Below are 24,833 nucleotides of genomic sequence, written 5' to 3' on the forward strand. Positions count from 1 at the left end.
TGTGGCATGCGATTCTAACGGATCAATAACTTCTTGTGTGACCTCTTGGCATTCCCCGGCCACCAACCAGCCCATTCTGGACAAAATCAAAGGTCGCGGCGTCCGCCCGGACGTCGCGTGAAGTCTGCCACAATCAGGCTGATCTATCGAGGCGGGCATCAGAGGCGAGGCAGGGAGTCACAGGGTTGAACGCGAAGCGGGAGTACCGGCCCACCTACCAAACGAGCCTGGTCGATCCCTCGGACTTCTGGCGCGCTGCGGCCGAGGCTATCAGCTGGGACGTTCCGCCCACACAGATCCTCGACGCCACGGCCCGTCCGACCGCTCGGTGGTTTCCCGATGCTCGCCTGAACACCTCCTACAACGCACTCGATCGTCATGTGCGCGATATCACACCGGAAGAGGACTCGACGCAACTCGAAGCGCCCCAACCGGACTCGGCCGGCCGCCCCACGGCTCCGGGGGGTCGCGCACACCAGCCGGCCCTAATCTATGACTCGGCCATGACCGGCGCCAGTCGAACCTACACCTACGCCGAATTGCTGGCGGAGGTGGCGCAGTTCGCCGGCGCGATGCTGCGACTGGGCGTGCGCACCGGCGATCGTGTGGTCATCTACCTGCCGATGATCCCGGAGGCCGTGGTCGCGATGCTGGCCTGCGCCCGGATCGGCGCCGTGCACTCGGTGGTGTTCGGCGGATTCGCCGCGCACGAGCTGGCCGCCCGCATCGACGATGCCCAGCCCACACTCATCGTCACCGCCTCCGGCGGCCTGGAACCGGGCCGGCGGATCGAGTACCCGCCGATCGTGTTGCAGGCGCTGGACCTGACCAAGACCGCGGCTCCGCACCACGTGGTGGTGAAGCAGCGCGAGGGCTTCCCGGTGATCCCCTTCGCCGCTCCCCAACCGGCCACCGAACATTTGCCGGATTCCTCGGAAACCGTTGCGGCACAGTGGCTGGACTGGGAAGACATGATTCTGGACGCGGAACCGGCCGACCCGGTGCCGATGGCCGCCACCGATCCGCTCTACATCCTCTACACCTCCGGTACCACCGGCCGGCCCAAGGGCGTCGTGCGCGACAACGGCGGGCACGCGGTCGCGCTGACCTGGTCGATGCGCAACATCTACGACGTGGCGCCGGGCCAGGTGATGCTCACCACCTCCGACATCGGCTGGGTGGTCGGACACTCCTACATCGTCTATGCCCCCTTACTGGCGGGCGCGACAACCGTTCTGTACGAAGGCAAACCGATCGGTACGCCGGACTCCGCCGCCTACTGGCGGGTGGTCGAGAAGTACGGCGTGGATGTGATGTTCACCGCCCCCACGGCCCTGCGCGCCATCCGCCGCGCCGACCCCGACGCCGCGCTGGCCGGCCATCACGATCTCTCCTCGCTGCGCGCCCTGTTCTGCGCCGGCGAACGACTGGATCCGCCCACCTACCAGTGGGTCCGTGACACCCTGCTGGCCGGCCATCCGGACATCCCCGTGGTGGACCACTGGTGGCAGACCGAGACCGGCTGGCCGATCTGCGCGGATCCCATAGGGCTACAAGAACTTCCGATCAAACCCGGCTCGGCCTCGGTACCGGTCCCCGGCTACCGCCTGCGGGTCCTGGACTACGAGGGCCGCGCGGTACCACCCGGCACCGAGGGCAACATCGTCATCGGCCTCCCCTTGCCTCCCGGCACCCTCACCGGCCTGTGGGGCGACGACGAGCGCTTCGCCCGCTCCTATCTCTCCGCCTACCCCGGCCACTATCTGACCGGCGACTCCGGATATTTCGACGAGGACGGCTACCTCTTCGTCCTGGGCCGTAGCGACGACGTGATCAACATGGCCGGCCACCGCCTCTCGGCCGGCGGGATAGAAGCAGCCGTCGCCGGCCACGAGGCCGTCGCCGAATGCGCCGTGATCGGCATCCCCGACGAACTCAAGGGCCAGCGCCCGATCGCCTACGTGGTCCTCAAGGCGGCCGCCACCGACATCGACCCCGCCCGCCTGCGCGACGAGGTCATCGCCCGGGTCCGCGATCAGATCGGCGCCATCGCCACCCTGCACGACGTCGTGATCGTCCAGGGTCTCCCGAAGACCCGCTCCGGCAAGATCCTCCGCCGCACCATGCGCCAGATCGCCTCCGACGAGGCCTGGGAGATGCCCGCCACCATCGAGGACCCGGCCGTCCTGCTGGCCTTCGAGGACCAGATCCTCGCCGGCCGCGCCGACACCCATCCCACCGAAAAAGCCTCTGCTCCCGCCTCTTCCGACGAGGACCCGACGGCCTGACCCGTTACCCCACCGGCAGGCCCCCCGCCCTCCTGCCCCGGACCCCGACCGTCCAGCAGGCCCGATCGCCGCAGCCGCCTCCCAAACCCAGCCTGAAACCACCCTCCGACCGTCCCGCCTCCCCGCCCCGCCACGGTTTGTGGCCGCCCCCGGCGTTCCGGCGCCCGATGCGATGCGACGAAGGAGCAAGCAGCGGGTGCCGGAACGCCGGGGTTACAGGCCACAAACCAGCGAGGCGAAGCCGAAGCAGTCAAACACAGCACAGGCCACAAACCAGCGAGGCGAAGCCGAAGCAATCAAACACAGCACAGGCCACGAGTCCGCGAGGCGAAGCCGAAGCAATCAAACACAGTAGCGTGTGGTGGGTGGACACGGTTCCTACCGTCTTATTGGTGGACGACGACGAGGATCTGCTGGCGTCGGTGCAGCGTGGGTTGCGGCTGTCCGGGTTCGAGGTGCTGATCGCCAGAGACGGGGCGGCCGCGCTGCGCAGTGTCGGTGAGCAATCGCCCGATGCGATCGTGCTCGATATGAACATGCCGGTGCTGGACGGGGCCGGGGTGGTGACCGCGCTGCGGGCGATGGGCAACGAGGTGCCGATCTGCGTGCTGTCGGCGCGCAACTCGGTCGACGACCGGATCGCGGGCCTGGAGTCCGGGGCCGACGACTATCTGGTGAAACCGTTCGTGCTGGCCGAACTGGTCGCGCGGATCCGCGCCCTGCTGCGACGCCGCAGCGATGCCGCCGTCCCGGCCGGGACCGGTCCGGCCGGAATCACGGTGGGCCCGCTAGAGGTCGACGTCGCCGGGTATCGCGCACTGCTCAACGGGCAGGAGATCGAGCTCACCAAGCGGGAATTCGAGTTGCTGTCCACGCTGGCCCGCAATGCGGGCGTGGTGCTGAGCCGGGAGCGGCTGCTGGAACTGGTGTGGGGCTACGACTTCGCCGCGGACACCAACGTCGTCGACGTCTTCGTCGGCTATCTGCGCCGCAAGCTGGAGGCGGGCGATACGCCGCGGCTGTTGCACACCATCCGAGGGGTCGGCTTCGTGCTCCGGGCGCCGAAGTGAGCGGCGGCGCGGGCGCAGACACGAGCACCGGCACCGGCACCGGCACCGGCACCGGCACCGGCACCGGCACCGGCACCGGCACCGGCACCGGCACCGAAAAACGTACCGGCGCAACGGCTACCGTCTGCCATCCCCGGCGGCGGCGCGGCTCGTATTCGCTGCGCACCCGGGTGGCGACGGCGACCGCGCTCGGCGCGACCGTCATCGCCGCGGTGGTCAGCTGGTTGTCGGTGCAGGCGCTGGAACGCAACAATCTGGCCCAGGCCGATCAGGAGCTGACCATCGCGGCGCGGATCGTGCTGATCCAGCCGGTGATCGCGGTCGGGGTGCTCTCGCTGGTTGGTCCCAATCACGACCTCGCGGTCACGGTCCGCGACGACAGCACGGTGGTCTCCAGCACCAGTGTGCATCTGCCGGAACTGCATCCGGGATCACAGACCATCTCGCTGGACGGCGTCCCGTTCCGGGTGCTGACCACCACCGACAATCAGCCCACGGGCCGGATCGTGTCCATCGGCATCCCGTTGACCCAGGCGTATCACGCCACCGCCGAACAACGCCGCTGGGTGCTGGCCGCGGCCGTGCTGACCATCGCCGCGACCGCGGGGCTGGGCTGGGTGTTCGGCGGGCGCGCGGTGCGCCCGATCGTCCATCTGACCGAACAGGTCGGCGCCTACGGCGCCACCGGGCAGCCGGACGAGCCGGTGGACGGCGCCGGGGTGCGCGAGGCCGAACAGCTCGCCGACGCCCTGAACGGCCTGCTGGAACGGGTGAACCGAGCGCAGGGGGAAACCGCCGCGGCGCTGGAGACCGCACGCGATTTCGCCGCCGTGTCGGCGCACGAGTTGCGCACCCCGCTCACCGCGATGCGCACCGACCTGGAAGTACTGCGCACCCTCGACCTGGACGAGCAGCAACGCACCGAGATCCTCGACGATCTGCAACGCAGCCAGGGCCGGGTGGAGGCCACGCTGGCGGCGCTGGAACGGCTGGCCGCCGGTGAGCTCACCAACGACAGCGATCTGGTCCGCACCGATGTCGCCGAACTGGTCGATCAGGCCGCGCACGATGCCATGCGGCACTATCCGAAGCTGACCGTGCGCATCGACACCGATCCGGAGCTGATCATCCGCGGCCTGCCGACCGGCCTGCGGCTGGCGGTCGACAATGCCCTGACCAATTCGGTCCGGCACGGCGGGGCCACCGAGGCGCTGGTGTCGGCGCACCGGACCGGCGACGGCGCGATCGTGTTGTCGGTCGACGACAACGGCCGCGGCATCCCGCCCGCCGAACGCGAGGCGGTGTTCCAGCGCTTCGTCCGCGGCAGCTATGCCAGCAAGGGCGGCTCCGGCCTGGGTCTGGCGCTGGTCGCCCAGCAGGCCCAATTGCACGGTGGCCGAGCGTTTTTCGACGACGGCACGCTCGGCGGGGTGCGCCTGAAGCTGGTGCTGCCGGATCACCGCTACCCGGCGTAGACCGCGAACCCGCCTCCGCGGCAGGACCACCCGGGCCCAATCCTTACCGAATCCTCAGAGACGCGCCAGAATTGGCGCCGAGTGCACCCGCTACGGTTCGTCGGTGCTCGGTAGACGTCTTCGCTGGATCCTGCTCGCCGTGGTCGTGCTCGTGGTGGCCGCCGTCGCCGGGGGTGTGGCGCTGTGGCTGCGGCCGGGCGACGCGCCGACCCGGATCGCCCTGGTGAACACCGACGCCGGACCGACCGGCGCCCGCATCGCGAAGGCGTTGCAGGACGACCACTCTCAGCAGTGGGTGACCGCGCAGCCGGGGGCGAGTACCGCCGACTACGCCGCGGTGATCACGCTGCCGGCCGATCTCTCCGGCTCGATCGCCACGCTGGCCACCGCCACCCCGCATCGCGCCCAGGTCACCGTGGCCGCCAATCGGCATGCCGACACCCACCTGGTCGACGACGCGGTGGGCGAGGTGACCCGCCGGGTCGGCGCAGCGGGCGTGGACGAGATGCTGGCGGCCATCGCCACCGCGCGGGGTTCGGTGCAGCAGGCGGCGTTCACCACGCAGCTGCTGGGCGCGGGCGTGCAGGCCGCGGCCGGGGCCTCCGGCGAGTTCTCCGCGGGCGCCGATCAGATGCTGGGTTTCCTGGACACCGCCAAGAGCGGGGCCGGTGAGCTGACCGCGGGTATCGGGCAGCTGGACAGCGCCCTGACCGCGGTGCGTTCCACCGCGTCGAGTCTGGCGGGCGCACTGGACGCCTCGGGCCTGACCCTCGGGCAGGTGACCACCTCGGCGGGGCAACTCGGCACCGGACTGGATCAGGCGGTGACGCTGCTGCGGGGGCTGCCGTTCGCGGCCGATCCGCAATTGGCCGACGTGATCGGCAAATTGGACGCGCTGCGCGGAGTGGCGAATCAGGCCGCCGGACAGCTCCAGGGTTTCGCCCAGTTGGCGGGCAGCAGCACCGATCCGGACACCCCGCTGGCCACGCTGCTGCGTGACGCGGTGGCACGCCTCGACGATGCGGGCAAACTATTGAATACCGGCGCCGGCATGGCGCAGCAGATCCCGCAGCTGGCCGATCAGGGTTCGGCGGCGCTGGTGAGCGCCATCTCGCAGCTCACCGGCGGCGTGCAGCAGTTGCAGCAGATCGTGGGAAATCTGAACACGCAGACCGGGAAGGCGCTCACCACACTGCCGGGGCACACCAGCTCCCAGCAGTCGGCGATCGCCGAATCGCTGACCGATCCGGTCGAGATCGTGCGCAGGTGACGTTCGCACCCGGGTTCCGGTGCGAACCGGAACCCGGGTGCGGACGTGTCGGCGGCGGAGCCGCCCGGGACAACTCAGCGGCGGAGCCGCCGGGAACAGCTCAGCGGCAGAGCCGCCGGGAACAGCTCAGTTGACGACGTTCAGCAGATCGATCACGAAGACCAGGGTCTTGCCGGACAGCTGGTGACCGCGTCCGGCCGGTCCGTAGGCCAGCTCCGGCGGGATGGTCAGCTGCCGGCGGCCGCCGACCTTCATCCCGGGAATGCCGTCCTGCCAGCCCTGGATCAGGCCGCGCAGCGGGAAGGTGATGGATTCGCCACGGTTCCAGGAGGAGTCGAATTCCTCGCCGGTGTCGTATTCGACACCCACGTAGTGCACCTCGACCGTGCCGCCGGGCACTGCCTCCGGACCGCTACCGGTGAGGAGATCCTCGATCACCAGCGTGGTGGGCGCGGGGCCGTCCGGGAACTCGACTTCCGGCTTGGTCATGGATCCTCTTTCTGTCGACGGTAGGCCACCTCCGGGGTGCGTAGTCCACCGCCCGGAGGCCGCGAACAACAATACGCACCCCGGGGTGCAGGATGGTGATTCGTGGCCGTAGTGATCGACATCGATGACCCGGACGACCCCCGGGTCGCCGACTTCCGCGACCTCAGCGCCGCCGACCGCCGGCCGGACCGGCCCGGCGGGCGCGGGCTGGTGCTGGCCGAGGGGGTGGTCGTGGTGCAACGGATGCTCACCTCCCGGTTCACCCCGTTCGCGCTGTTCGGGGTCGGCCGCCGGTACGAGCAACTGGCCGCGGACCTGGCCGGGGTCGACATTCCGTACTACCGGGCCGAGGCCGAGGTCATGGCCGAGGTGGTCGGCTTCCATCTCAATCGCGGGGTGCTGGGCGCGGCCCGGCGGCCGCCGGAGCCGGCGCTCGCGGACCTGCTGGCGTCGGCGCGCACGGTCGCGGTGCTGGAGGGCGTCAACGACCACGAGAACATCGGCTCGATCTTCCGCAACGCGGCCGGGCTGGGGGCCGACGCGGTGCTGTTCGGCGGCAGCTGCGCCGATCCGCTGTACCGGCGGGCGGTGCGGGTATCGATGGGGCATGTGCTGCGCGTCCCGTTCGCGCAGTTGCCGGTCTGGCCCGATAATCTGGAGCTGTTGCGTGACAAAGGTTTCCGGATCATCGCCCTGACCCCGGATCCGGCGGCGGCGACCCTGGCGGCGGCGATGTCCGGCGAGCGGGTGGCGCTGCTGCTCGGCGCCGAGGGTCCGGGACTGACCGCGGCCGCCATGGCCGCCGCCGACGTGCGGGCTCGTATCCCGATGTCGGCGGGCACCGACTCGCTGAACGTCGCCACGGCCGCGGCCATGGCCTTCTACGAAAGGGTGCGCGCCTCGTGATTCAGCCGGACGGGACTCGCCACGGGTACTACCCGGAGCCGACGCCGTGGGCGGCCGGGCTGGCGGTCGCGATATTCGTGGGCGTCCTCGCCGCCGTCGCCGTCTACGCCTTCGGGGTGGCCCTCGCCGAGGTGCCGCACGTGGGCTGGCTGCTGGCGGTGGTGGTGAACGTCATCGCCGTCGGCGGCGTGACCCCCACGGTGTGGCGCTGGCGCCACATCGTGGTCACGCGCTGGGTGCTCGGCGGCGTCGCCGCGGGTGTCGTGCTCGGCTGGCTGGTATTGCTGATCGCCGCGTTCCTGGCCTGATCGCCACCGGCGTGATCGCCACCGGCGTGATCGAGCGCGGCCCGATCGTGCGCGACCGGCTCAGCTCACCCGGTCGCGGCCGCGCAGCCAGCCGAACCATCGCGTGTGCGTGACCGATTCGCGGTCGTCCGGCACCGCCACCGCGGGCGCCTGGCCCCTCGGGAACAGGTTGAAGCCGCTGACCGGAATCTCGGCCGGGCGCACCGCGCCGTCGGAAGTCGCTGCCCGATACCCGAATCCGAGCCATTCGGAATTCGCCTCGTCGGCAAAATCCGGCGGGTCGAACGGGAGTGTCTGCGGATCGGGCCGCTCACCGGGCCGCAGCGGCACCGGATGCTCACCGGCCCAGTACGATCGCTCCCATACCAGCGGCAAGCCCTCGTCCTCGAGGATGCTGACCCGGGTGGCGCTGAACGACCGCCGGAACTCGCCGCGTTCCCAGTGCGCGAACGCACCCCAGCCGCGCGGCATGTCGTAGGACACCAGATAGGTGTGCTCGGAGGCGAGCGGGCGAATCAGCAACTCGGACAACCGGGTCGGCTTGGTGACCGCGGCGGCGGTCGTGCACACCACGGTCAGGCCGGGGAAGCAGCCGATGTAGATCGACCCCTGGTCCGGCCCCGCCCAGACCTGCAACGAACCCGAGGCGGCCGGGATCACGTCGCTGTCGGGGTGGAGTTGTCTGGCGAGGGCGAACGCGGCCTCCGGATCGGGTTCCGGATTCCGGCGCAGCACGGCCGCCGGGTCGGGGTCGTCGACATACCAGAGGGACGAAGCTGTGGACGGCACTTCGGGCACCTCCCGATGCTCGTTCGAGTAAGCAGAGCTACTCTTCAGCAAATCAGGAGAGCGGACCGGGCCCACCGTCGAGACCTGCCGATTCCCCCCGGATGAGCACCGGGGCATACCAAAAATCTACTCCCCCAACCGGCGAAAACGCGGCGCTTCGCATTCCCGGACGGCGCGTGTCGAATTCGTCCGGCTCGTCCCGGCCGCGACGGCCCGGACCACACCGGTTCAGTGCCCGGAGCTGCGCACTCCGAGCAGCACGTCCTCCCAGGACGGCATGGGCGCCTTGCCACCACGCTTGGACCGGGCCTTCGGCGCGGCCTTGGCGGGCGCCGCCTTCGCCGCGGCGGGGGTGGACTTCGCCGGAGCCGGTGCGGGTTCCGGGGCCGGCGGGGTGGCCGGTTGCGCCGGGGCGGTGGCCGCCGGGGCGGACGGCGCCGCCGGGGGCGGCGAAACATGCTGCGGCGCAGCGGTTTCCACCTGCTGCGGGGCGGCGGGCTGCGAAGCCGGGGCGGCGGTTCCGGCGTGCTGCGGGGCGGCCGGTTCCGGATGCCGGGGCGCGACCGGCTCACCCTGCCGGGGCGCCGCGGGAGCGCTCTTCGAGGTGGCGGCGCCACCGGCCGCGGCCGGCGCGGCCGCGGCACCGGTCACGGCAACCGTGTTGCCGCCGACCGCGGCTCGCGGCTCGTAGTACTCGTCGAAACCCTGCTGGCTGCGCTCGGCCGCGGCGCGGGCGGCGGTCGCCCCTTCACCACGCGGCGCGGGCGCGGGGGCCGCGGGGACCTCGGCCGGGCCGGACTCGACGGCGGGCTCCGGCAGGATGGTGGCCAGGCCACGCAGCGCCCGGCCGAAATCCGGATCGACCAGATCAGAGGCCGGATCGTCCAGTGGCGACACCGAACCGCCGTGCGCGTCGGGCTGGTAGCGCCAATGCGCGGCAATGACCGAACGGCCCGCCTGCCACTGCAATTGGGCTACCCAGTAGCCCCTTTCGTCCTTCCAGGCATCCCATTCGGCGATATCGATGTTGTGGCCGCGCTCGGAGAACGCCGCGGAGACCACCTCGATCAGGGTCTCCACCGCCGGTCCGTCCTTACGCACCGGATGCGCGCGCTGCGCCAGTTCCGCGGCCCGCGCCCGCTCCAGCAACACCGGGTAGGCGAACCGCTCGACCCGGCTGGCGGGCATGCCGGACTCCTCCGTCACCTGCTCCACGGAGGCACCGGCACGGATACGGGCCTGGATATCGCGAGGACGCATAGTCGCTTCCGTTTCGATCTCGATCTGGCCGAATCGGGCAAGGTCTCCGCGGGCGGCAGCGCGCAATTTCTCGTCAGCGGCGAGCCGATACTTCTGGCCGGTCTCGGTATCGATGCACACGATGTGCGTGGAATCGGGCGTCAATCCGATCACTCGAAGTTCACGCACCGTTACCTCCTTATCGCGTCGGCTCCGCGACACCGCCCACGTTCTGGAACAGTAGTGCACTTCTGAGATTCGTGGGGCAAGACACGCTGCCCGAAAATGTACCGCCCCCCAACCGCATAGGGCTAATCTGCTGAGTTCCAGACGAACTCGGCAGCGCCGATCGGCGCTGGATCGGGGCCGGAAAAGCGGCGTGCCGCAATCGAATTCCCGGGATCGGAGCGACCCGGACCGAGCGCCGCAACGGCCTCCGCCCAGGCGGGATTCGGCCATCATCGACATACTTACCGCCGATGCGCGACGCCCGGCTTCGCGTGTCGCGAAGCCGGGCGTCCGGCGTGCGGCATATCCGCCGCGGCGAAAACCGCGGCCCCGGCAACTATCCGGCCAGGTTCTGCACGACCCAGTCGATGCTGCGGGTCAGCTGCGACACGTCCTCGGGATCGATGGCCGGGAACATGCCGATGCGCAACTGGTTGCGGCCCAGCTTGCGGTAGGGCTCGGTGTCGACGATGCCGTTGGCCCGCAAGACCTTCGCGACCTGCGCCGCATCGACCGAATCGGCGAAGTCGACGGTGCCCACCACCTGCGAGCGCTGCGCCGGATCGGCGACGAACGGGGTGGCGAACTCGCTGGACTCGGCCCACGAGTACAGCCGCGAGGAGGAATCGAGCGTGCGCTTGACCGCCCAGTCCAGACCGCCGTTGCCGTTGAGCCACTCGATCTGATCGGCGAACAGCAGCAGGGTGGCCAGCGCCGGGGTGTTGTAGGTCTGGTCCTTGGTGCTGTTGTCGATCGCGATCGGCAGCGACAGGAATTCGGGCGTGTAGCGGCCGGACGCGTCGATCTCCGAAACCCGTTCCAGCGCCGCGGGGCTCATCAGCGCCACCCACAGGCCGCCGTCGGCCGCGAAGCACTTCTGCGGGGCGAAGTAGTAGACATCGGCATCGGCCACGTTGACCGGCAAGCCGCCGGCGCCCGAGGTGGCATCGATGGCGATCAGCGCGTGCTCGGAACCCGCCGGACGCTGCACGGGCACGGCCACCCCGGTGGAGGTCTCGTTGTGCGCCCAGCCGATCAGGTCGGCGCTCGGATCGGAGACCGGCTCCGGCGCGGTGCCCGGATCGGTGGAGACCACGATCGGATCGCCGACGAACGGGTTCTTCTTGGCCACCGAGGCGAACTTCGAGCTGAACTCGCCGTAGGTGAGGTGCAGCGAACGCTCCCGGATCAGGCCGAAGGCGGCCGCGTCCCAGAACGCGGTGCTGCCGCCGTTGCCGAGCACCACCTCGTACCCCTCGGGCAGCGAGAACAGTTCGCGCAGACCGGAGCGCACCCGCGCCACCACGTCCTTGACCGGCTTCTGCCGATGGCTGGTGCCGAAGACCGAGGCGCCGACCTCCACGAGGGATCGCAGCTGCTCGGGCCGGACTTTGGACGGGCCGCAGCCGAAACGGCCGTCAACGGGCTTCAAGTCGTCGGGGATGGTCGGGAACGCAGCGGTCATGGCCACCAGCCTAGAGCGTGACCGGCGTCTCGCCCCCGCGTGGGTGGCGGTGTGGCCGGATACGCCCGGCTACCTTCGGGAATCATGCATACCGGACTTCCCGAGTGACCTGTGACACATTCCGGCTACTCTGCTCGCCATGAGTGCCTTGGCCCGCCGGCACGCCGCGATGTCCGAGACCGCCCAGCGGGAGTTGCTACGCCGCGGGGTGGCCGGTACCGCGACGATCCTCGGCGTCCGCGCAGACCGCTTCTGGGTGCAGGTGCGCGTCGAGGAGCGGACGCCGTACGAGACGCGGGTGCGCCAGCGCGTCCCGGAGACCGACCTGCGACTGATGCAGCCCGGCGACGTCGTCGGCTGCCGCGTCGACCCGGGCGACCGCGACCGGCTGGTACTGCACGTGCCCGGCCCCGGCGAGACCGGCCGGGTCAGCATCGCGAAGATCCTCGCCGACGGCCGCCGCGCCGACGCCACCGTGCTGAACGCCACCCCGGTCGCCGCCGACTACACCGGCCGCGACAACCCGGTGCTGCGCCTGGACCTGGAGCTGCACGCCTGGGACGAACCGGCCCCCTGGCGGGTGCGCGTCGTACAACCGGTACCGCTGTCCGCCATCGAACTGGTCGACCTGGGTAGCCGGTTGGAGGTGGCGTTCTTCACCGTGGACCGCGGCGAGTCGGTGGCCGTGGACTGGGCGGCCTCCCGGGAGGAGTGAGCGCGGGACGGCGTCGCGCGGCCGTCGTCGGCGACAGCGCGAGCCGGTGCAGCACCCGCGCCGCCGCACTCGCCGCGTCACCGCACAGCTCCACCTCCGCGAAGCCCTCGCCGAGCGCCGCGCTCGGGCGCAGCAGGCCGCGGTCGAAGCACGCCGCGCCCAGCCCGCCACGCCAGCGGCGATAGCCGGTGACCACCGAGCCCAGCGAATCCGCCTGCGCCCCACCGACCTGCGCTCCGCTGACCCGGAGGTATTCGGCGATCAGCGCCTGCTGCACGCGGCGGCGGACCTGCTCACCCGTCGAGATCGCCAGGGCATCGCCGATCGCGCGGACCAGCGCGGCGTACAGCGGCCGGGCGGCACAGACCGCGGTGACGGCCTCGGTGACCCCGGTGACCTCCCTGAACAACGCGGTGTCCAGCACCGCTGCCGGCTCCAGCACGATCCACAGCGCCGCCTCGGCGCCCAGTGTGTCCCGGCGCTCGGCCCGACATCGCGCACCCGGCCGCGCGGCGATGTCGAGGCCGCGCAACAGGTCCGGGCAGCGTGGCAGTACCGAATCCAGGGCGGCGGCCAGTTCCCGGGCCGCCGGTACGCCGATGCCGGAGGTGTCGAATCCGGCGAGTTCCAGCCCGTGCCGGGCGGCGGCCTCGCGGACCAGCCGCAGCGCCTCGGAATCGGCCACCGGCGCAGCGGGAGCGTCGCGGCCGGCCCGGACCTTCTCCCGCTCGGCCCGCTTCGGACCGGCGGGCCGGGGCGCCCGGTCCGTCCGCCGCGGTGGGGACACCCGCGGCGGCGATCCGTGCTGCGGTGGCGCAGCGGCCGGTTTCGCCCACGGGCTGCTGTTCGGTCCGCGCGCGGACCACGGTGTGCCGGAGCGCGATTCGGCCGCATCGGGCGTCCGGCCGGACTGCGCCGCGGCCGGGCGATCCGCGGCGGCGCTCACCGCGCCGACGGCCGGAGCCGGATCGCCGCCGGCTCTCCCGGTTTCGGTCGTGGCAGGCGAATCCGATACCGGTGCGGTCACATTCGGCCGCTGCGCCGGATCGGGGGAGCCGGAGTCGCCGGGCTGTGCCGAATCCGGCCGGGCTCCGGTCCGGTTCGCATTCGCCGTGCCGACATCCGGCCCGGAGCTCGACGTCTCGTTCCCGGTCCGGGCACCGGCCGGGGCCACGTCCGTACCCGGTGCGGTGACTCGGGCTGCGGTGGCGGCCGTCGGAGCGCCGGTTTCCGCCGGCTCGGGACTCGCGGAGCCGGCAGTCGCGGAGCCGGGGCTCGCCGTGACGCCGGTGGTCGCGGTGGGCCATGCGGTCGCCGGGGGCGTGGCCGCGAGACCACCGTCGCCGGTGGTGCGGGCGACCACCGACCCGGCGACCCGGTCCTGCTGGTCGAAAGCATCGGCGGAGGCGGCGACGTCGCGGCTGAGCCCGTGCAGATCGGAAACCAGTTCCCGCAGGCTCTGCATCCCGCGCTGGGCGTCCGGGACGTAGTTCTCGGCGAACCGTTCACCGGTCTCGTCGGTGCCCCAGGGCTGTTGCTGCTGCTGGACGACCTGTTGCAGCGCCGCCAGCATCCGCGAACCCTCGTCGGCGAGCCGCTGGAGTTCCGATACCGTTGCGCGCAGGCCGGATTCGTCCACCCACAACGAATCCGCCATCCCGCATCTCCCTGGTTCGCTCGCCGTGGCGGCGAACCGGCAGGGGCGCCCGCAGAGGCGAGCCCACGACCGTCCCGCCTTGCCGACCGTCCCGAATTGTCACCTGTGGGACCGGCCGTTCCCAGCAATGGAAACTCCCGGTGAACCGGACGGATCGCGGCGTGTCGGGCGCATGTCGCCCGGGGCCGGCTCAGGGCAGCTTGACGAATTCGTAGCCGGCAGCGAGCAGGGCGGGCAGCGCCGCGGACATGCCCGGCGCGGTACCGGATTGCGGCCGGTGCATGTGGGCGATCGAGATGGCGCCCGGGGCTGCCTTGGACATCGCCTGCCGGACCTGCGCGGCGGTGTAGGTGGCGCCGGCATCGGCGTTGATGCTGAATCCCACCGGCTGCTCGCCGAGATCGTGCACGATGGCGACGGCGAGTTCGTCGTAATGGGCGGTGCCGGCGCGGAAGAACCGCGGCGGCTGCCCGGTCAGCTGGGTGAGCCGCTCGTGATTGCCCCACACCTCGTCGACCGCTTGCTGCGGTGAGGCGGTGCCGTCGATGTCGTAGGCGGACCGGCCGTTCACCGACAGCGGGCAATGCCGGGTGCCGTGATTGCCGAGTTCGAACAGCGGGTTGGCCGCCAGCCGGGCCGCGCGGCCGGGGTCGGCGTCGATCCACCGCTTGTTGAGGAACAGCGTCGCCGGAATCTCGTGGGCGAGCAGGAAATCGAGCAGATCGTCGTTGATCTCGTTGTTGCCGGGCCCGCCGCAGGCGTCGAAGGTGAGCGCCATCTGCTTACCGGTCGCGGGGATCGTGGTGGTGATGCCGTCGAGATCCATCCCCCACCGCGCGGGTTGCCGTCCGGCGTACTTCGCGGCGACCGCCTGCGGCGAGGCGCCGGTCCGCGCGGGCGGCGGCACCTGCGCGGCCACCGCATCACCGGTCGGCGTCGCCGACGGACTCCCGGTCGGCGCCGACGACCCGGTGGTCGAACTCGCGGCCGTCGAATTGCGGTGCGAGCCACTGCATCCGGCCGCTACCGCACCGGCGGCGGCCGCCGCCGCGGACACCAGCAACCGTCGTCGTGACCATCCTGGACCCACCACGGCACGGATGTTACGTGATGGAAACGAAATTCGTCGATCGGCGCAGCTCAGTGCCCGGCGAGGGTGTCCCAGCCGGTGACACTGTCCGGTTTGCGGGGAGCCGGGCCGGTATAGATGGCGGCCGGCCGGACGAGCTTGCCCAGCCGCTTCTGCTCCAGGATGTGCGCACACCAGCCGGCGGTGCGGCCACAGGTGAACATGGCCGGCATCATGTGCGCCGGCACCTCGGCGAAGTCGAGGATCACCGCGGCCCAGAACTCCACGTTGGTCTCGATGGCCCGATCGGGGCGGCGCTCCCGCAGTTCGGTCAGCGCGGCCTGTTCCAGCGCGGCGGCCACCTCGAAGCGCGGCGCGCGCAGCCGCCGCGCGGTCTCGCGCAGCACCCGGGCGCGCGGGTCCTCGGCCCGGTACACCCGGTGCCCGAAGCCCATCAGCTTCTCCTTGCGGTCGAGGATGCCCTTGACCAGCGCGCGGGCGTCGCCGCTGCGCTCGACCTCCTCGATCATCGGCAGCACCCGGGCCGGCGCGCCACCGTGCAGCGGGCCGGACATGGCCCCGATCGCGCCGGACAGGCAGGCCGCGACATCGGCGCCGGTGGAGGCGATCACGCGGGCGGTGAAGGTGGAGGCGTTCATGCCGTGCTCGGCCGCGGACACCCAGTAGGCGTCGATGGCCTCGGTGTGCCGCGGGTCCGGATCACCCTTCCACCGGGTCATGAAGCGCTCGGTGATGGTGGTGCACTCGTCGATCTTCTTCTGCGACACCGCCGGCTGGTAGATGCCGCGGGCGGACTGCGCCACATAGGACAGCGCCATCACCGAAGCGCGGGCCAGATTCTCCCGGGCGCTGTCGTCGTCGATGTCCAGCAGCGGCTGGTAACCCCAGATCGGGGCCAGCATGGCCAGACCGGCCTGCACGTCGACCCGGACGTCGCCGGTGTGCACCGGCAGCGGGAACGGTTCGGCGGGCGGCAGGCCACGGCCGAATTCGCCGTCGACCAGCAGGGCCCACACGTCACCGAAGGTCACCCGGTTGCCGACCAGATCCTCGATGTCGACGCCGCGGTACCGCAGCGCCCCGCCGTTCTTGTCGGGTTCGGCGATATCGGTGGTGAAGGCCACCACGCCTTCCAGGCCGGCGACGAAGTCGGCGGGTATTTCCGAGTTGAGAGGAGCCGCAGCACTGGTAGTCATGGGTCCGACTCTCCTTGCATTCCTGGCCGCGACGTCTGTGAGGCGGCCGCAGCGTGCCTGCGGGTGCGCCGCCCGTGGTAACGGGGACCGGCCGCCGGAAGGCGGGTGCGCACGCCGCTCAGACAAACCATAGCTCCCCGTTACTGGGGAGTAACGTCTGGGTTCATGCGCGAATTGGATATCGCGGCGATGCGGGCCGAGTACGGCGGCGAGCCGGATATGTCGGAATCCTGGCTCACGGACGGCTGGGAGCCGCTGCTGCGCCGATGGCTGGCGGAGGCCGCCACCTCGGGAATCGCCGAGCCGAACGCGATGGTGCTGGCCACGGTCGACCGCACCGACGACGGTCCGCGCCCGGTCTCCCGGACCGTGCTCTGTAAGGACCTCTCATCCGCCGGTGTGATTTTCTACACCCATTACGATTCGGCGAAGGGCCGGCAACTGGCGGACATTCCGTACGCCTCGGCGACCTTCGTCTGGCCCGCGCTGGCCCATCAGGTCCATCTGCGCGGCCCGGTCCACGCGGCCGACGACGACGTGACGGCCGCGTACTGGCGGTCGCGGCCGCGCAATTCCCGGCTCGGCGCCTGGGCCTCGGAGCAGTCGCGCCCGATCGGATCCCGCGCCGAACTGGACCGGCTGCTGTCCGAGGCGGCGGCCCGGTTCGAGGACGTGGACGACATTCCGGTGCCGCCGCGCTGGGGCGGCTACCTGCTGCGCCCGGAGATGGTGGAGTTCTGGCAGGGCCGGCGCAGCCGGTTACACAACCGGATCCGGATGCGCCTGGACGACAGCGGCGCGACCGTCGCGGTGGAACGCCTGCAACCCTGAGCACAGCCGCACACAAGGGTTGTAGTCATGGGATGAATCACGGAAAATATCTCGTCATGATCTGTTTCGTCACGCTAATCTTCGCCCGGTGAAACTGCTCGCCGACCTCACCCCGCTCCGCACCGACTCGTTCCGCAGGCTGTGGACCGCGGGCGTCGTCACCACCATCGGCGCGCAATTGACCGTGGTAGCGGTACCGCAGCAGATCTACGAGATCACCCGCAGTTCGGGATATGTCGGGCTCGCCGGGTTGTTCGGCCTGGTGCCGCTGATCGTGTTCGGACTGTGGGGCGGCGCGCTCGCCGACGTGATGGACCGGCGGAAGCTGCTGCTGATCACCACCGCGGGCACCGGCGTCACCTCGCTGCTGTTCTGGGTGCAGGCCGCCGCGGGGGTGGACAACGTCTGGCTGGTGCTGGCGCTGTTCGCGATCCAGCAGGCCTTCTTCGCGGTCAACCAGCCCACCCGCAGCGCACTGCTGCCGCGGCTGCTGCCCGACGGCCTGCTGCCGGCCGCGACCTCGCTGAACATGACGGTGGTGCAGTTCGGCGCCATCGCGGGCCCGGTGCTGGCGGGCGCGCTGATCCCGCTGACCGGGTTGCCGCTGCTGTATCTGCTCGACGCGATCGCGGTGCTGGCCACGCTGTGGGCGGTGTGGCGACTGCCCGAGGTGCCGCCGACCGGCGCCGTGCGGCGGGCCGGGCTGCGCGCCGTCATCGAGGGTTTCGGCTATCTGGCCTCGCAGCGCATCCTGCTGGCCTCCTTCGCCGTCGACATCATCGCCATGGTGTTCGGAATGCCGCGCGCACTGTTCCCCGAGATCGCGCACCACACCTTCGGCGATCCGGCCGCCGGTGGCGTGGCCCTGGGCCTGCTGTTCGCCGCCATGTCGGTCGGGGCCGTCGCCGGTGGCGTGTTCTCCGGCTGGCTGGGTCACGTGCGGCGGCAGGGACTCGCGGTGACCGTGTGCATCGGCCTGTGGGGTGCGGCGATGGTCGGCTTCGGCCTGGCCGTCGGCGGTACCGGGCACACCTTCGGCGCCCGCGCCGGACTGTGGGCGGCGCTGGTCTGCCTGGCCTTCGGCGGCGCGGTCGACATGTTCTCCGCGGCGCTGCGCAATTCGATGCTGCAACAGGTCGCCACCGACGAGATGCGCGGGCGGTTGCAGGGGGTGTTCATCGTCGTGGTGGCCGGCGGGCCGCGTATCGGTGACGTTGCCCACGGTTTCGCGGCGGCAGCGTTGGGTACAGCTACCGCGGCGGCGGGTGGCGGCCTGCTGGTGGTGGTCGGCGTCGTCCTGGCGGCCATGGTGTTCCCGGCCTTCCTCCGGTTCCGGGTGGGCCGGTCGACGGCTGACATCACGGTGTCGTAAACCCGCCAGCGGGGGTCGGCCAGCGAGCGGCCGACCAGTCGGAATTCGCTGAGTTGCAAAACGTACTGCGAAGTAGTTAACGCGCACCCTCGCTGCTCGCCCGTAACAGACACGGGTTAGCGTGGAGGCCAAGCATCGGTTGCCGATCGCGTCCGATGCCTGCCGTTCTAGCCTGAGAGGGATCCTTCCGTGCCCGCTGAGAACATCATCAACGTCGACGACGACGCCAAGCCGGTACTGTCCTACCCTGGCGGCGAATACGCCATGACGATCGCCAAGGCCACCGAGGGCAACGACGGAATCGATCTGGGCAAGCTGCTGGCCAGCACCGGATACGTGACCTACGACCCCGGGTTCACGAACACCGCTCCGACCAAGTCCGCGATCACCTACATCGACGGCGAGGCCGGCATCCTGCGCTACCGCGGGTACCCGATCGAGCAGCTGGCGGGCCGCAGCAACTTCATCGAGGTCAGCTACCTGCTGATCTACGGTGAGCTGCCGACCCAGGCGCAGCTGGACGATTTCACCGACCGGATCCGCCGCCACACCCTGCTGCACGAGGACCTGAAGCGCTTCTTCGACGGCTTCCCCCGCAACGCGCACCCGATGCCGGTGCTCTCCTCCGCGGTGAACGCGCTGTCGGCGTACTACCAGGACTCGCTGGATCCGCGCGATCCCGAGCAAGTGGAACTGTCCACCATCCGCCTGCTGGCCAAGCTGCCGACCATCGCGGCCTATTCGTACAAGAAGTCGGTCGGCCAGCCGTTCCTCTACCCCGACAACTCGCTGTCGCTGGTGGAGAACTTCCTGCGGATGACCTTCGGCTTCCCGGCCGAGCCCTACGAGGTCGACCCCGATGTGGCCGCGGCGCTGGACCTGCTGCTGATCCTGCACGCCGACCACGAGCAGAACTGCTCCACCTCGACCGTGCGCCTGGTCGGTTCCTCGGACGCCAACCTCTTCACCTCCGTCTCCGGCGGCATCAACGCGCTGTGGGGCCCGCTGCACGGCGGCGCCAACCAGGCCGTGCTGGAGATGCTCGACGACATCAAGGCCTCCGGCGCCAACGTCAAGGAGTTCGTCCGCAAGGTCAAGAACAAGGAAGACGGGGTGAAGCTGATGGGCTTCGGCCACCGCGTCTACCGCAACTACGACCCGCGCGCGACCATCGTCAAGAAGACCGCCGACCAGATCCTCGGCAAGCTCGGCGGCGATCCGCTGCTCGACATCGCCAAGGAACTCGAAGAGGCGGCGCTGTCGGACGACTACTTCATCGAGCGCCGGCTGTACCCGAACGTCGACTTCTACACCGGCGTCATCTACCGGGCACTGGGCTTCCCGACCCGCATGTTCACGGTGCTGTTCGCGATGGGCCGGCTGCCCGGCTGGATCGCGCACTGGCGGGAGCTCCAGTCCGAGCCGCTGAAGATCGGCCGTCCGCGCCAGATCTACACCGGCTACCCGGAGCGCGACTACCACGAGATCACCGGTCGCTGAACCCGATTCACCGCGAGGCCCGCACCCGTTCGACGGGGGCGGGCCTCGGTCGTTTCCGGCGTGACCGGCTTCTCGGCCGGTAGCGGCGTTTCGACCCGGGCCCGGCGCGGCGGATCGGCCAGACTGGCGAGGTGGCCGAGCGAGCATCCGCATCCGAGGAACCGGCCGATGGTTCCGATTCGTCCGAATCCCCGGGTTCGGACCGGATGCCGCGCTGGCTGCCGCGGGCCCTGCTGCTGGCCTTCGTCCTGCTGGGCGCCTATCAGCTGACCGACTGGGCCGCACACAAACTGTTCGGGCTGTTCACCATGATGCTGGTGGCGTTCTTCGTCTCGCTGGCGATGGAACCCGCCGTGGACATGCTGGCCGCGCGCGGCATCGGACGCGGCTGGGCGACCGGGGCCGTGTTCGTCATCCTGTTCGGTTGTGTCGCAGGGTTTCTCGCGGCGCTGGTGACGCTGCTGGTGCAGACGGTGACCAATCTGCTGCGGGAGCTGCCCCGACTGCTGAACGAGCTGGTGGACTTCGTGAATCACCATTTCCACCAGCACTTCACGACCGATCAGCTACGGGATCGGCTGCTGCACGACTCGAATATCCTGTCCGGCTACGCGGAGCGGGCGGCCAACAACGTCTGGGGCCTGTCCAGCACCATCCTGGGCGGGCTGGTGCAGTTCCTGACCATCGCACTGTTCAGCATCTATCTCACCGCCGACGGGCCGAAGCTGCGGCGCACGATCTGCTCGCTGCTGCCACCGCAACGACAGGCGACGGTACTGCACGCCTGGGACCTGGCCATCGGGAAGACCGGCGGCTACCTGTATTCGCGGGCCCTGCTGGCGGTGATCTCGGCGGTGGCGCACTGGGTGTTCCTGGCCATCCTCGGACTGCCGAACGCGCTGGCGCTGGGTGTCTGGTTCGGCGTCGTGGCCTCGTTCGTGCCGACCGTCGGCACCTATATCGCCGGCATCCTGCCGATCCTGGTGGCGCTGACCATCCACCCGATCGACGCGCTGTGGGTGCTGGGGTTCGTGGTGCTGTACCAGTGGTTCCAGGACTACCTGCTGCAACCACGGATCACCGCGCGGACGGTGGACGTCAACGCCGCGGTCGCGCTGCTGGCGGTGCTGGCCGGCGGTGCGCTGCTCGGCGCGGTGGGCGCGCTGCTGGCGATCCCGGCCACGGCCACCGTGCAGGCCTTCCTCAGCGAGTACGTGACCAGGTACGAAGTGGCCGAGGATCCGCGCATCGAACGCGACGAACACCGGTCCCGGTGGCGGCTGCCGCCGGGGCGGGCGGGGGCGGGACCGGTGGCCGGGGCGCCCGGATCCGACGGCGACCCCGAATCCAAGGGCGGCAACGAGTCCGGCGGCCAGGGCACCGGGGAGGGGGACGAGCGGGCAGGCACCGGGGACGGGAACGAGCGGACGGCCGACGGGGACGACACCTCGTCATGAGGGCCCGCCGCGGTCGCTCTTTCCGTGGCGGGCGACCGTGAACCCGCAGTGACCGGCTGCCGCGGTCATGAATCGGCCGGACGGACCGGCCCGCTCACCACGGCGTCGGCGGACGCCCCGCCGACCCGCGCGAAAAAGGCATGCACGGTGATCGCGGACCGTGCAAAGGTGCAGACATGACTTCGACGGCGTACGAACACGGAATCCACGTCCGCCCGGCGACCGCGGCGGATGCGGAGGCGGTCCTGTTGATCACCGACGCGGGGTTCGGGGTCAGCAGCGAGCCGGAGAACCAGTACGAGTTCTCGGTCTTCCCGCTGGAGCAGGCGCTGGTCGCGGTCGACGGCGAACGGGTGGTCGGCTACTCGGCGGTCCGGCCGCAGACCATCACCGTGCCGGAGGGCCGCAGCGTGCTCGCGGAGACCATCGCGAATGTCGCGGTGGCGCCGACGCATCGGCGGCGTGGCATCCTGCGCGCGCTCTACACCGAGCAGCATCGTCGCACCGAAGCGGCGAAACGGCCGATCACCGCGTTCACCGCCAGCCAGGGCGGCATCTACGGCCGGTTCGGATATGCCCCGGCCGTCGTGACCCACGACATCGTGGTGCAGCGGGCACAGGCCGAGTTCCGGGCCGACGCGCCCGACCCCGGCGGGGTGGAGCTGACACCGATTCCGGTTGCGCGGCAGGTGATTCCGGAGATCTATCAGCGCTGGCAGCGGGTCACGCCGGGTGCCCAGCAGCGCCCCGGGGTCTCGTGGGCGATGCTGTTCGACGACCCGGTGCACCGCCGCGGCGGCGGGACCCGGCTGTTCGCACTCGTGCACGCCGACGGGTACGCGCTGTACCGCTACCACCGGCGGGCCACCGGGTCGGCGGTCGAGGTGGTGGAGTTGCGCGCGGTGACCCCCGTGGCGTATGCCGGACTGTGGCGCGCGCTGCTGGCGCTGGAGTTGTTCGACCGGGTGGAGGCCTCGGTCGTGCCCGGCGATCCGCTGCCGTATCTGCTGACCGATCCGCGGCAGGTGTACACCGTCGCCCACCGGGATGCGCTGTGGTTGCGCCTGATGGACGTCCCCGCCGCGCTCACCGCCCGCGGGTACGCCGGCGATCTGGATCTCGTACTGGCCGTGCACGATCCGTTCCGCGACGCGGGCGGCGCCTTCGCACTGCGGGTGTGCGAGGGGGTGGCCGAATGCGCGCCCACCGAGCGCGCGGCCGATGCCGAACTCGGCATCGATGTGCTCGCCGGGATGTATCTCGGCGCACACCGGGCACGGGCGTTCGCGGCGGCGAACCGGCTGCGGACCGGCGATCCCGCACTGCTGCGAGCGCTGGACACGGCCTTCGGCAGCGAGCGGGAGGCGGCGCTGGGCTGGTTCTTCTGACCGCCGGTGTTCACAGCCTGCTTTCAGCCCTCGCGCCTACGCTGGGCCCATGTCGCCGATTCGGTTGGTGCTCAATGTCGTCTGGCTGGTGCTCTGCGGGTTCTGGATGGCGCTGGGGTATCTCCTCGCCGGTGTGATCTGCTGTGTGCTGATCGTCACCATCCCGTTCGGCATCGCCTCGTTCCGGATCGCCGGCTACGTGCTGTGGCCGTTCGGGCGTGAGGTGGTGCCCCGGCCCGGCGCCGGGGTGCCGTCGCTGATCGGAAACATCATCTGGTTCGTCGTGGCCGGCTGGTGGCTCGCGATCGGGCATCTGGTCACCAGCATCCCGTTGTTCGCGTCGATCATCGGAATTCCGTTCGGCTGGGCGAATCTGAAATTGATTCCGGTTTCGCTGATGCCGCTGGGGCACGAAATCGTTTCCGGCGAACGAGCTTTTCCCCGCTGAACTATTTATCCTCGGAAACGAACTGTTTCATGATCACGATCGCCTCCCGCAGCACCTCCAGTTGCTGCGGGGGCAGGCCGGACAACTGCCCGGTGAGCCAGACCTCCCGGGCATGGTTCTCGTCGTCGATCAGCGCGCGCCCGGCCTCGGAGAGCGAGACGATGATCTGCCGGCCGTCGGTCGGATGCGGTTCGCGCTGAACCAGTTTCAATTCCGCGAGCGAGGCGATGACCCTGGTCATCGACGGCGGCTGCACACGCTCCCGGGCCGCGAGCGCACCCGGTGTCATGGCGCCGTCACGATTGAGCGTGGCCAGTGCCGACAGCTGGGTGAGCGAGATCTGGGCTTCCGCGCGACGGCCACGCAAGTGGCGCGTCAAACGCACGACCGCCAGAGAAAGTTCTGCGGCCAGCGCACGGATGTCGGAAGACGTTGTCACAGAGGCAAACGATACGTGACACGCCGCATACTGACCTCCTGTTCCCACCGCTATCGTTGATCCCGTGATGCAGAAGGTGCCCGAGATACCGCCACGACTGACCGATCCACGCCCGGTGGTGGCCGTCGGTATCGGCTTGTGGGTGATCGCCACGGTCGTGGTGTGGTGTGTGGACCAGTGGTCATCGGCCCGGCCGATCTGCCTCATGGGGGTAGTGACCGGCCTCCTCGCATACGGCATCTTTCTGCTGCAACGCCGCGGCGCGCGACGCGGCGACAAGGGTGCGCAGAAAGGGCTCTGATCGAAAGACTCCACAGCGGGTCGCGCATCGAGAGAAAACCGATCGAGTCGGATTTTGCCAGGTCAGGGCGCTGGCCGCCCCCAGAGCCCTTTTCGGGTACGCGAATTGACTGAACGCGTCCTTCCCGCTTAACTGCCTGGGTGTCCTCCCGATTGAGCGTCGAAGAACGACGAGCCCACCTTATCGAGGCCGCCATCGGCCTCGCCGAGAAAAAGGGCGTGGCCGGGGTAACCACGCGCGATGTGGCTCAGGCAGCCGGTGTTTCGCTCGGAGTGGTGCATTACTGTTTCGAAAACAAGGATGCGCTCATGACCGAACTGGTCAAGGCGCTGGCGATGGAATTACGCGATTCCGTCGAGACCAACGAGGCGGTCTGGCAGGACGTCAGAAGTGGAAAAGATTCACTTCAAAACCTGGTCCGGGCCAGTCTCGAACTCCTGTGGCTCAACATCGAGGCCACCCCCGAACGACAGCTGCTGACCTACGAGACCACGACCTATGCGTTGCGCGAGGGCGAGCAGACCCCGGCGAAGCTCGCCATAGCCCGTGAACAGTACACATTCAACGATTCCACGGTCGCGGACGTCCTGGAGCACGCCCGCGACGCCACCGGCACCGACTGGCGGGTCCCCGTCCAGACCCTGAGCCGCTTCACCCTCTCCGTCATCGACGGCATAGTCCTGCGCTGGCTGGTCGACAACGACAGCGCCGCCGTCCGCACCCAATTGGATCTGCTAGCCGAAATGATCACCTCCTACGCTTGAGTTTTCGGCCTCCGCTTCGCTCCGGCGACCTGCCGACCCGACCCGACCCGCCTCACCCGCCCCGGTCACCCCAGCAGGCCCAACGTTGATGTTCTCGGCCCGTCTCGATTCTGGACCGACGGAGCGGGGGAGCGAAGCGGAGGAGTGG

The 24,833-nt window shown here is 70.0% G+C and carries 23 protein-coding genes; 15 read left to right on the forward strand and 8 right to left on the reverse strand.

What is annotated here, in order from left to right; translation table 11 throughout:
* The first annotated feature begins 185 nt into the window (after positions 1 to 185).
* The 4 genes from LBW94_RS13060 to LBW94_RS13075 all read left to right on the forward strand — a co-directional run bounded on the left by LBW94_RS13060 (position 186) and on the right by LBW94_RS13075 (position 6,103).
* Positions 186 to 2,288: an AMP-binding protein gene (locus LBW94_RS13060; protein ID WP_225054246.1), complete on the forward strand. Its 2,103-nt coding sequence runs from the start codon at positions 186 to 188 to the stop codon at positions 2,286 to 2,288.
* A gap of 365 nt (positions 2,289 to 2,653) precedes the next feature.
* Complete coding sequence (locus LBW94_RS13065; protein ID WP_225054244.1) at positions 2,654 to 3,358, forward strand: response regulator transcription factor; 705 nt, start codon at positions 2,654 to 2,656, stop codon at positions 3,356 to 3,358.
* Between the two features lie 170 nt (positions 3,359 to 3,528).
* Positions 3,529 to 4,833 carry a sensor histidine kinase gene (locus tag LBW94_RS13070; protein ID WP_225054456.1) on the forward strand — a complete coding sequence of 435 codons (1,305 nt, stop codon included), beginning with the start codon at positions 3,529 to 3,531 and terminating at the stop codon, positions 4,831 to 4,833.
* A gap of 103 nt (positions 4,834 to 4,936) precedes the next feature.
* On the forward strand, positions 4,937 to 6,103 hold the full coding sequence (locus tag LBW94_RS13075) for a hypothetical protein (RefSeq protein ID WP_225054243.1): 1,167 nt from the start codon (positions 4,937 to 4,939) through the stop codon (positions 6,101 to 6,103).
* A gap of 126 nt (positions 6,104 to 6,229) precedes the next feature.
* Here the strand turns inward: LBW94_RS13075 and LBW94_RS13080 are convergent, their stop codons facing one another.
* Complete coding sequence (locus LBW94_RS13080; protein ID WP_225054241.1) at positions 6,230 to 6,592, reverse strand: FKBP-type peptidyl-prolyl cis-trans isomerase; 363 nt, start codon at positions 6,590 to 6,592, stop codon at positions 6,230 to 6,232.
* 102 nt (positions 6,593 to 6,694) lie between these two features.
* Here LBW94_RS13080 and LBW94_RS13085 point away from each other — a divergent pair, with 102 nt between their 5' ends.
* Positions 6,695 to 7,498 carry a TrmH family RNA methyltransferase gene (locus LBW94_RS13085; RefSeq protein WP_225054240.1) on the forward strand — a complete coding sequence of 268 codons (804 nt, stop codon included), beginning with the start codon at positions 6,695 to 6,697 and terminating at the stop codon, positions 7,496 to 7,498.
* Complete coding sequence (locus tag LBW94_RS13090; protein WP_225054454.1) at positions 7,498 to 7,806, forward strand: DUF2537 domain-containing protein; 309 nt, start codon at positions 7,498 to 7,500, stop codon at positions 7,804 to 7,806. The genes LBW94_RS13085 and LBW94_RS13090 overlap by 1 nt, the downstream gene beginning before the upstream one ends.
* Positions 7,807 to 7,866: 60 nt before the next feature.
* Here LBW94_RS13090 and LBW94_RS13095 read toward each other — a convergent pair whose 3' ends face one another.
* The 3 genes from LBW94_RS13095 to serC form a co-directional block, all read right to left on the reverse strand.
* Positions 7,867 to 8,595, reverse strand: a complete 729-nt coding sequence (locus tag LBW94_RS13095; RefSeq protein WP_225054238.1) for a DUF6928 family protein — start codon at positions 8,593 to 8,595, stop codon at positions 7,867 to 7,869.
* 228 nt (positions 8,596 to 8,823) lie between these two features.
* Positions 8,824 to 10,023 carry a septation protein SepH gene (gene sepH, locus LBW94_RS13100; protein ID WP_225054236.1) on the reverse strand — a complete coding sequence of 400 codons (1,200 nt, stop codon included), beginning with the start codon at positions 10,021 to 10,023 and terminating at the stop codon, positions 8,824 to 8,826.
* 376 nt (positions 10,024 to 10,399) lie between these two features.
* A complete protein-coding gene (gene serC, locus LBW94_RS13105) occupies positions 10,400 to 11,527 on the reverse strand; it encodes a phosphoserine transaminase (protein ID WP_225054235.1) in 1,128 nt (375 codons plus the stop codon).
* A gap of 139 nt (positions 11,528 to 11,666) precedes the next feature.
* Between serC and LBW94_RS13110 the strand changes: the two genes are divergently transcribed.
* On the forward strand, positions 11,667 to 12,242 hold the full coding sequence (locus LBW94_RS13110; RefSeq protein ID WP_225054233.1) for a hypothetical protein: 576 nt from the start codon (positions 11,667 to 11,669) through the stop codon (positions 12,240 to 12,242).
* On the opposite strand, the gene LBW94_RS13115 is transcribed toward LBW94_RS13110, so the two are convergent.
* The 3 genes from LBW94_RS13115 to LBW94_RS13125 form a co-directional block, all read right to left on the reverse strand.
* Positions 12,184 to 13,899 carry a hypothetical protein gene (locus LBW94_RS13115; protein ID WP_225054232.1) on the reverse strand — a complete coding sequence of 572 codons (1,716 nt, stop codon included), beginning with the start codon at positions 13,897 to 13,899 and terminating at the stop codon, positions 12,184 to 12,186. The genes LBW94_RS13110 and LBW94_RS13115 overlap by 59 nt on opposite strands.
* A gap of 190 nt (positions 13,900 to 14,089) precedes the next feature.
* A complete protein-coding gene (locus LBW94_RS13120; protein ID WP_225054231.1) occupies positions 14,090 to 14,992 on the reverse strand; it encodes a polysaccharide deacetylase family protein in 903 nt (300 codons plus the stop codon).
* A 47-nt stretch (positions 14,993 to 15,039) separates the two neighbouring features.
* Complete coding sequence (locus tag LBW94_RS13125; RefSeq protein WP_225054229.1) at positions 15,040 to 16,185, reverse strand: citrate synthase 2; 1,146 nt, start codon at positions 16,183 to 16,185, stop codon at positions 15,040 to 15,042.
* Between the two features lie 165 nt (positions 16,186 to 16,350).
* Here LBW94_RS13125 and pdxH point away from each other — a divergent pair, with 165 nt between their 5' ends.
* From pdxH to LBW94_RS13155, 6 genes are all read left to right on the forward strand, one after another.
* Complete coding sequence (gene pdxH / locus LBW94_RS13130) at positions 16,351 to 17,016, forward strand: pyridoxamine 5'-phosphate oxidase (RefSeq protein ID WP_225054228.1); 666 nt, start codon at positions 16,351 to 16,353, stop codon at positions 17,014 to 17,016.
* An 88-nt stretch (positions 17,017 to 17,104) separates the two neighbouring features.
* Positions 17,105 to 18,388, forward strand: coding sequence for an MFS transporter (locus tag LBW94_RS13135; protein ID WP_225054226.1), 1,284 nt, complete (start codon positions 17,105 to 17,107; stop codon positions 18,386 to 18,388).
* A gap of 189 nt (positions 18,389 to 18,577) precedes the next feature.
* Complete coding sequence (locus tag LBW94_RS13140; RefSeq protein WP_225054224.1) at positions 18,578 to 19,888, forward strand: citrate synthase; 1,311 nt, start codon at positions 18,578 to 18,580, stop codon at positions 19,886 to 19,888.
* A 131-nt stretch (positions 19,889 to 20,019) separates the two neighbouring features.
* Positions 20,020 to 21,345 carry an AI-2E family transporter gene (locus LBW94_RS13145; protein WP_225054223.1) on the forward strand — a complete coding sequence of 442 codons (1,326 nt, stop codon included), beginning with the start codon at positions 20,020 to 20,022 and terminating at the stop codon, positions 21,343 to 21,345.
* A 176-nt stretch (positions 21,346 to 21,521) separates the two neighbouring features.
* Positions 21,522 to 22,733, forward strand: coding sequence for a GNAT family N-acetyltransferase (locus LBW94_RS13150; RefSeq protein WP_225054221.1), 1,212 nt, complete (start codon positions 21,522 to 21,524; stop codon positions 22,731 to 22,733).
* Positions 22,734 to 22,782: 49 nt separating this feature from the next.
* Positions 22,783 to 23,181, forward strand: a complete 399-nt coding sequence (locus LBW94_RS13155) for a YccF domain-containing protein (protein ID WP_225054220.1) — start codon at positions 22,783 to 22,785, stop codon at positions 23,179 to 23,181.
* A gap of 1 nt (position 23,182) precedes the next feature.
* Here the strand turns inward: LBW94_RS13155 and LBW94_RS13160 are convergent, their stop codons facing one another.
* Complete coding sequence (locus LBW94_RS13160; RefSeq protein WP_225054218.1) at positions 23,183 to 23,620, reverse strand: MarR family winged helix-turn-helix transcriptional regulator; 438 nt, start codon at positions 23,618 to 23,620, stop codon at positions 23,183 to 23,185.
* A gap of 67 nt (positions 23,621 to 23,687) precedes the next feature.
* Here LBW94_RS13160 and LBW94_RS13165 point away from each other — a divergent pair, with 67 nt between their 5' ends.
* Together LBW94_RS13165 and LBW94_RS13170 are read left to right on the forward strand one after the other, a co-directional pair.
* Positions 23,688 to 23,921, forward strand: a complete 234-nt coding sequence (locus tag LBW94_RS13165) for a DUF2530 domain-containing protein (protein WP_225054453.1) — start codon at positions 23,688 to 23,690, stop codon at positions 23,919 to 23,921.
* Between the two features lie 152 nt (positions 23,922 to 24,073).
* Positions 24,074 to 24,685 carry a TetR/AcrR family transcriptional regulator gene (locus LBW94_RS13170; RefSeq protein WP_225054216.1) on the forward strand — a complete coding sequence of 204 codons (612 nt, stop codon included), beginning with the start codon at positions 24,074 to 24,076 and terminating at the stop codon, positions 24,683 to 24,685.
* Positions 24,686 to 24,833 lie beyond the last annotated feature (148 nt).

Source organism: Nocardia sp. alder85J, assembly GCF_020176955.2.
GTDB lineage: Bacteria > Actinomycetota > Actinomycetes > Mycobacteriales > Mycobacteriaceae > Nocardia.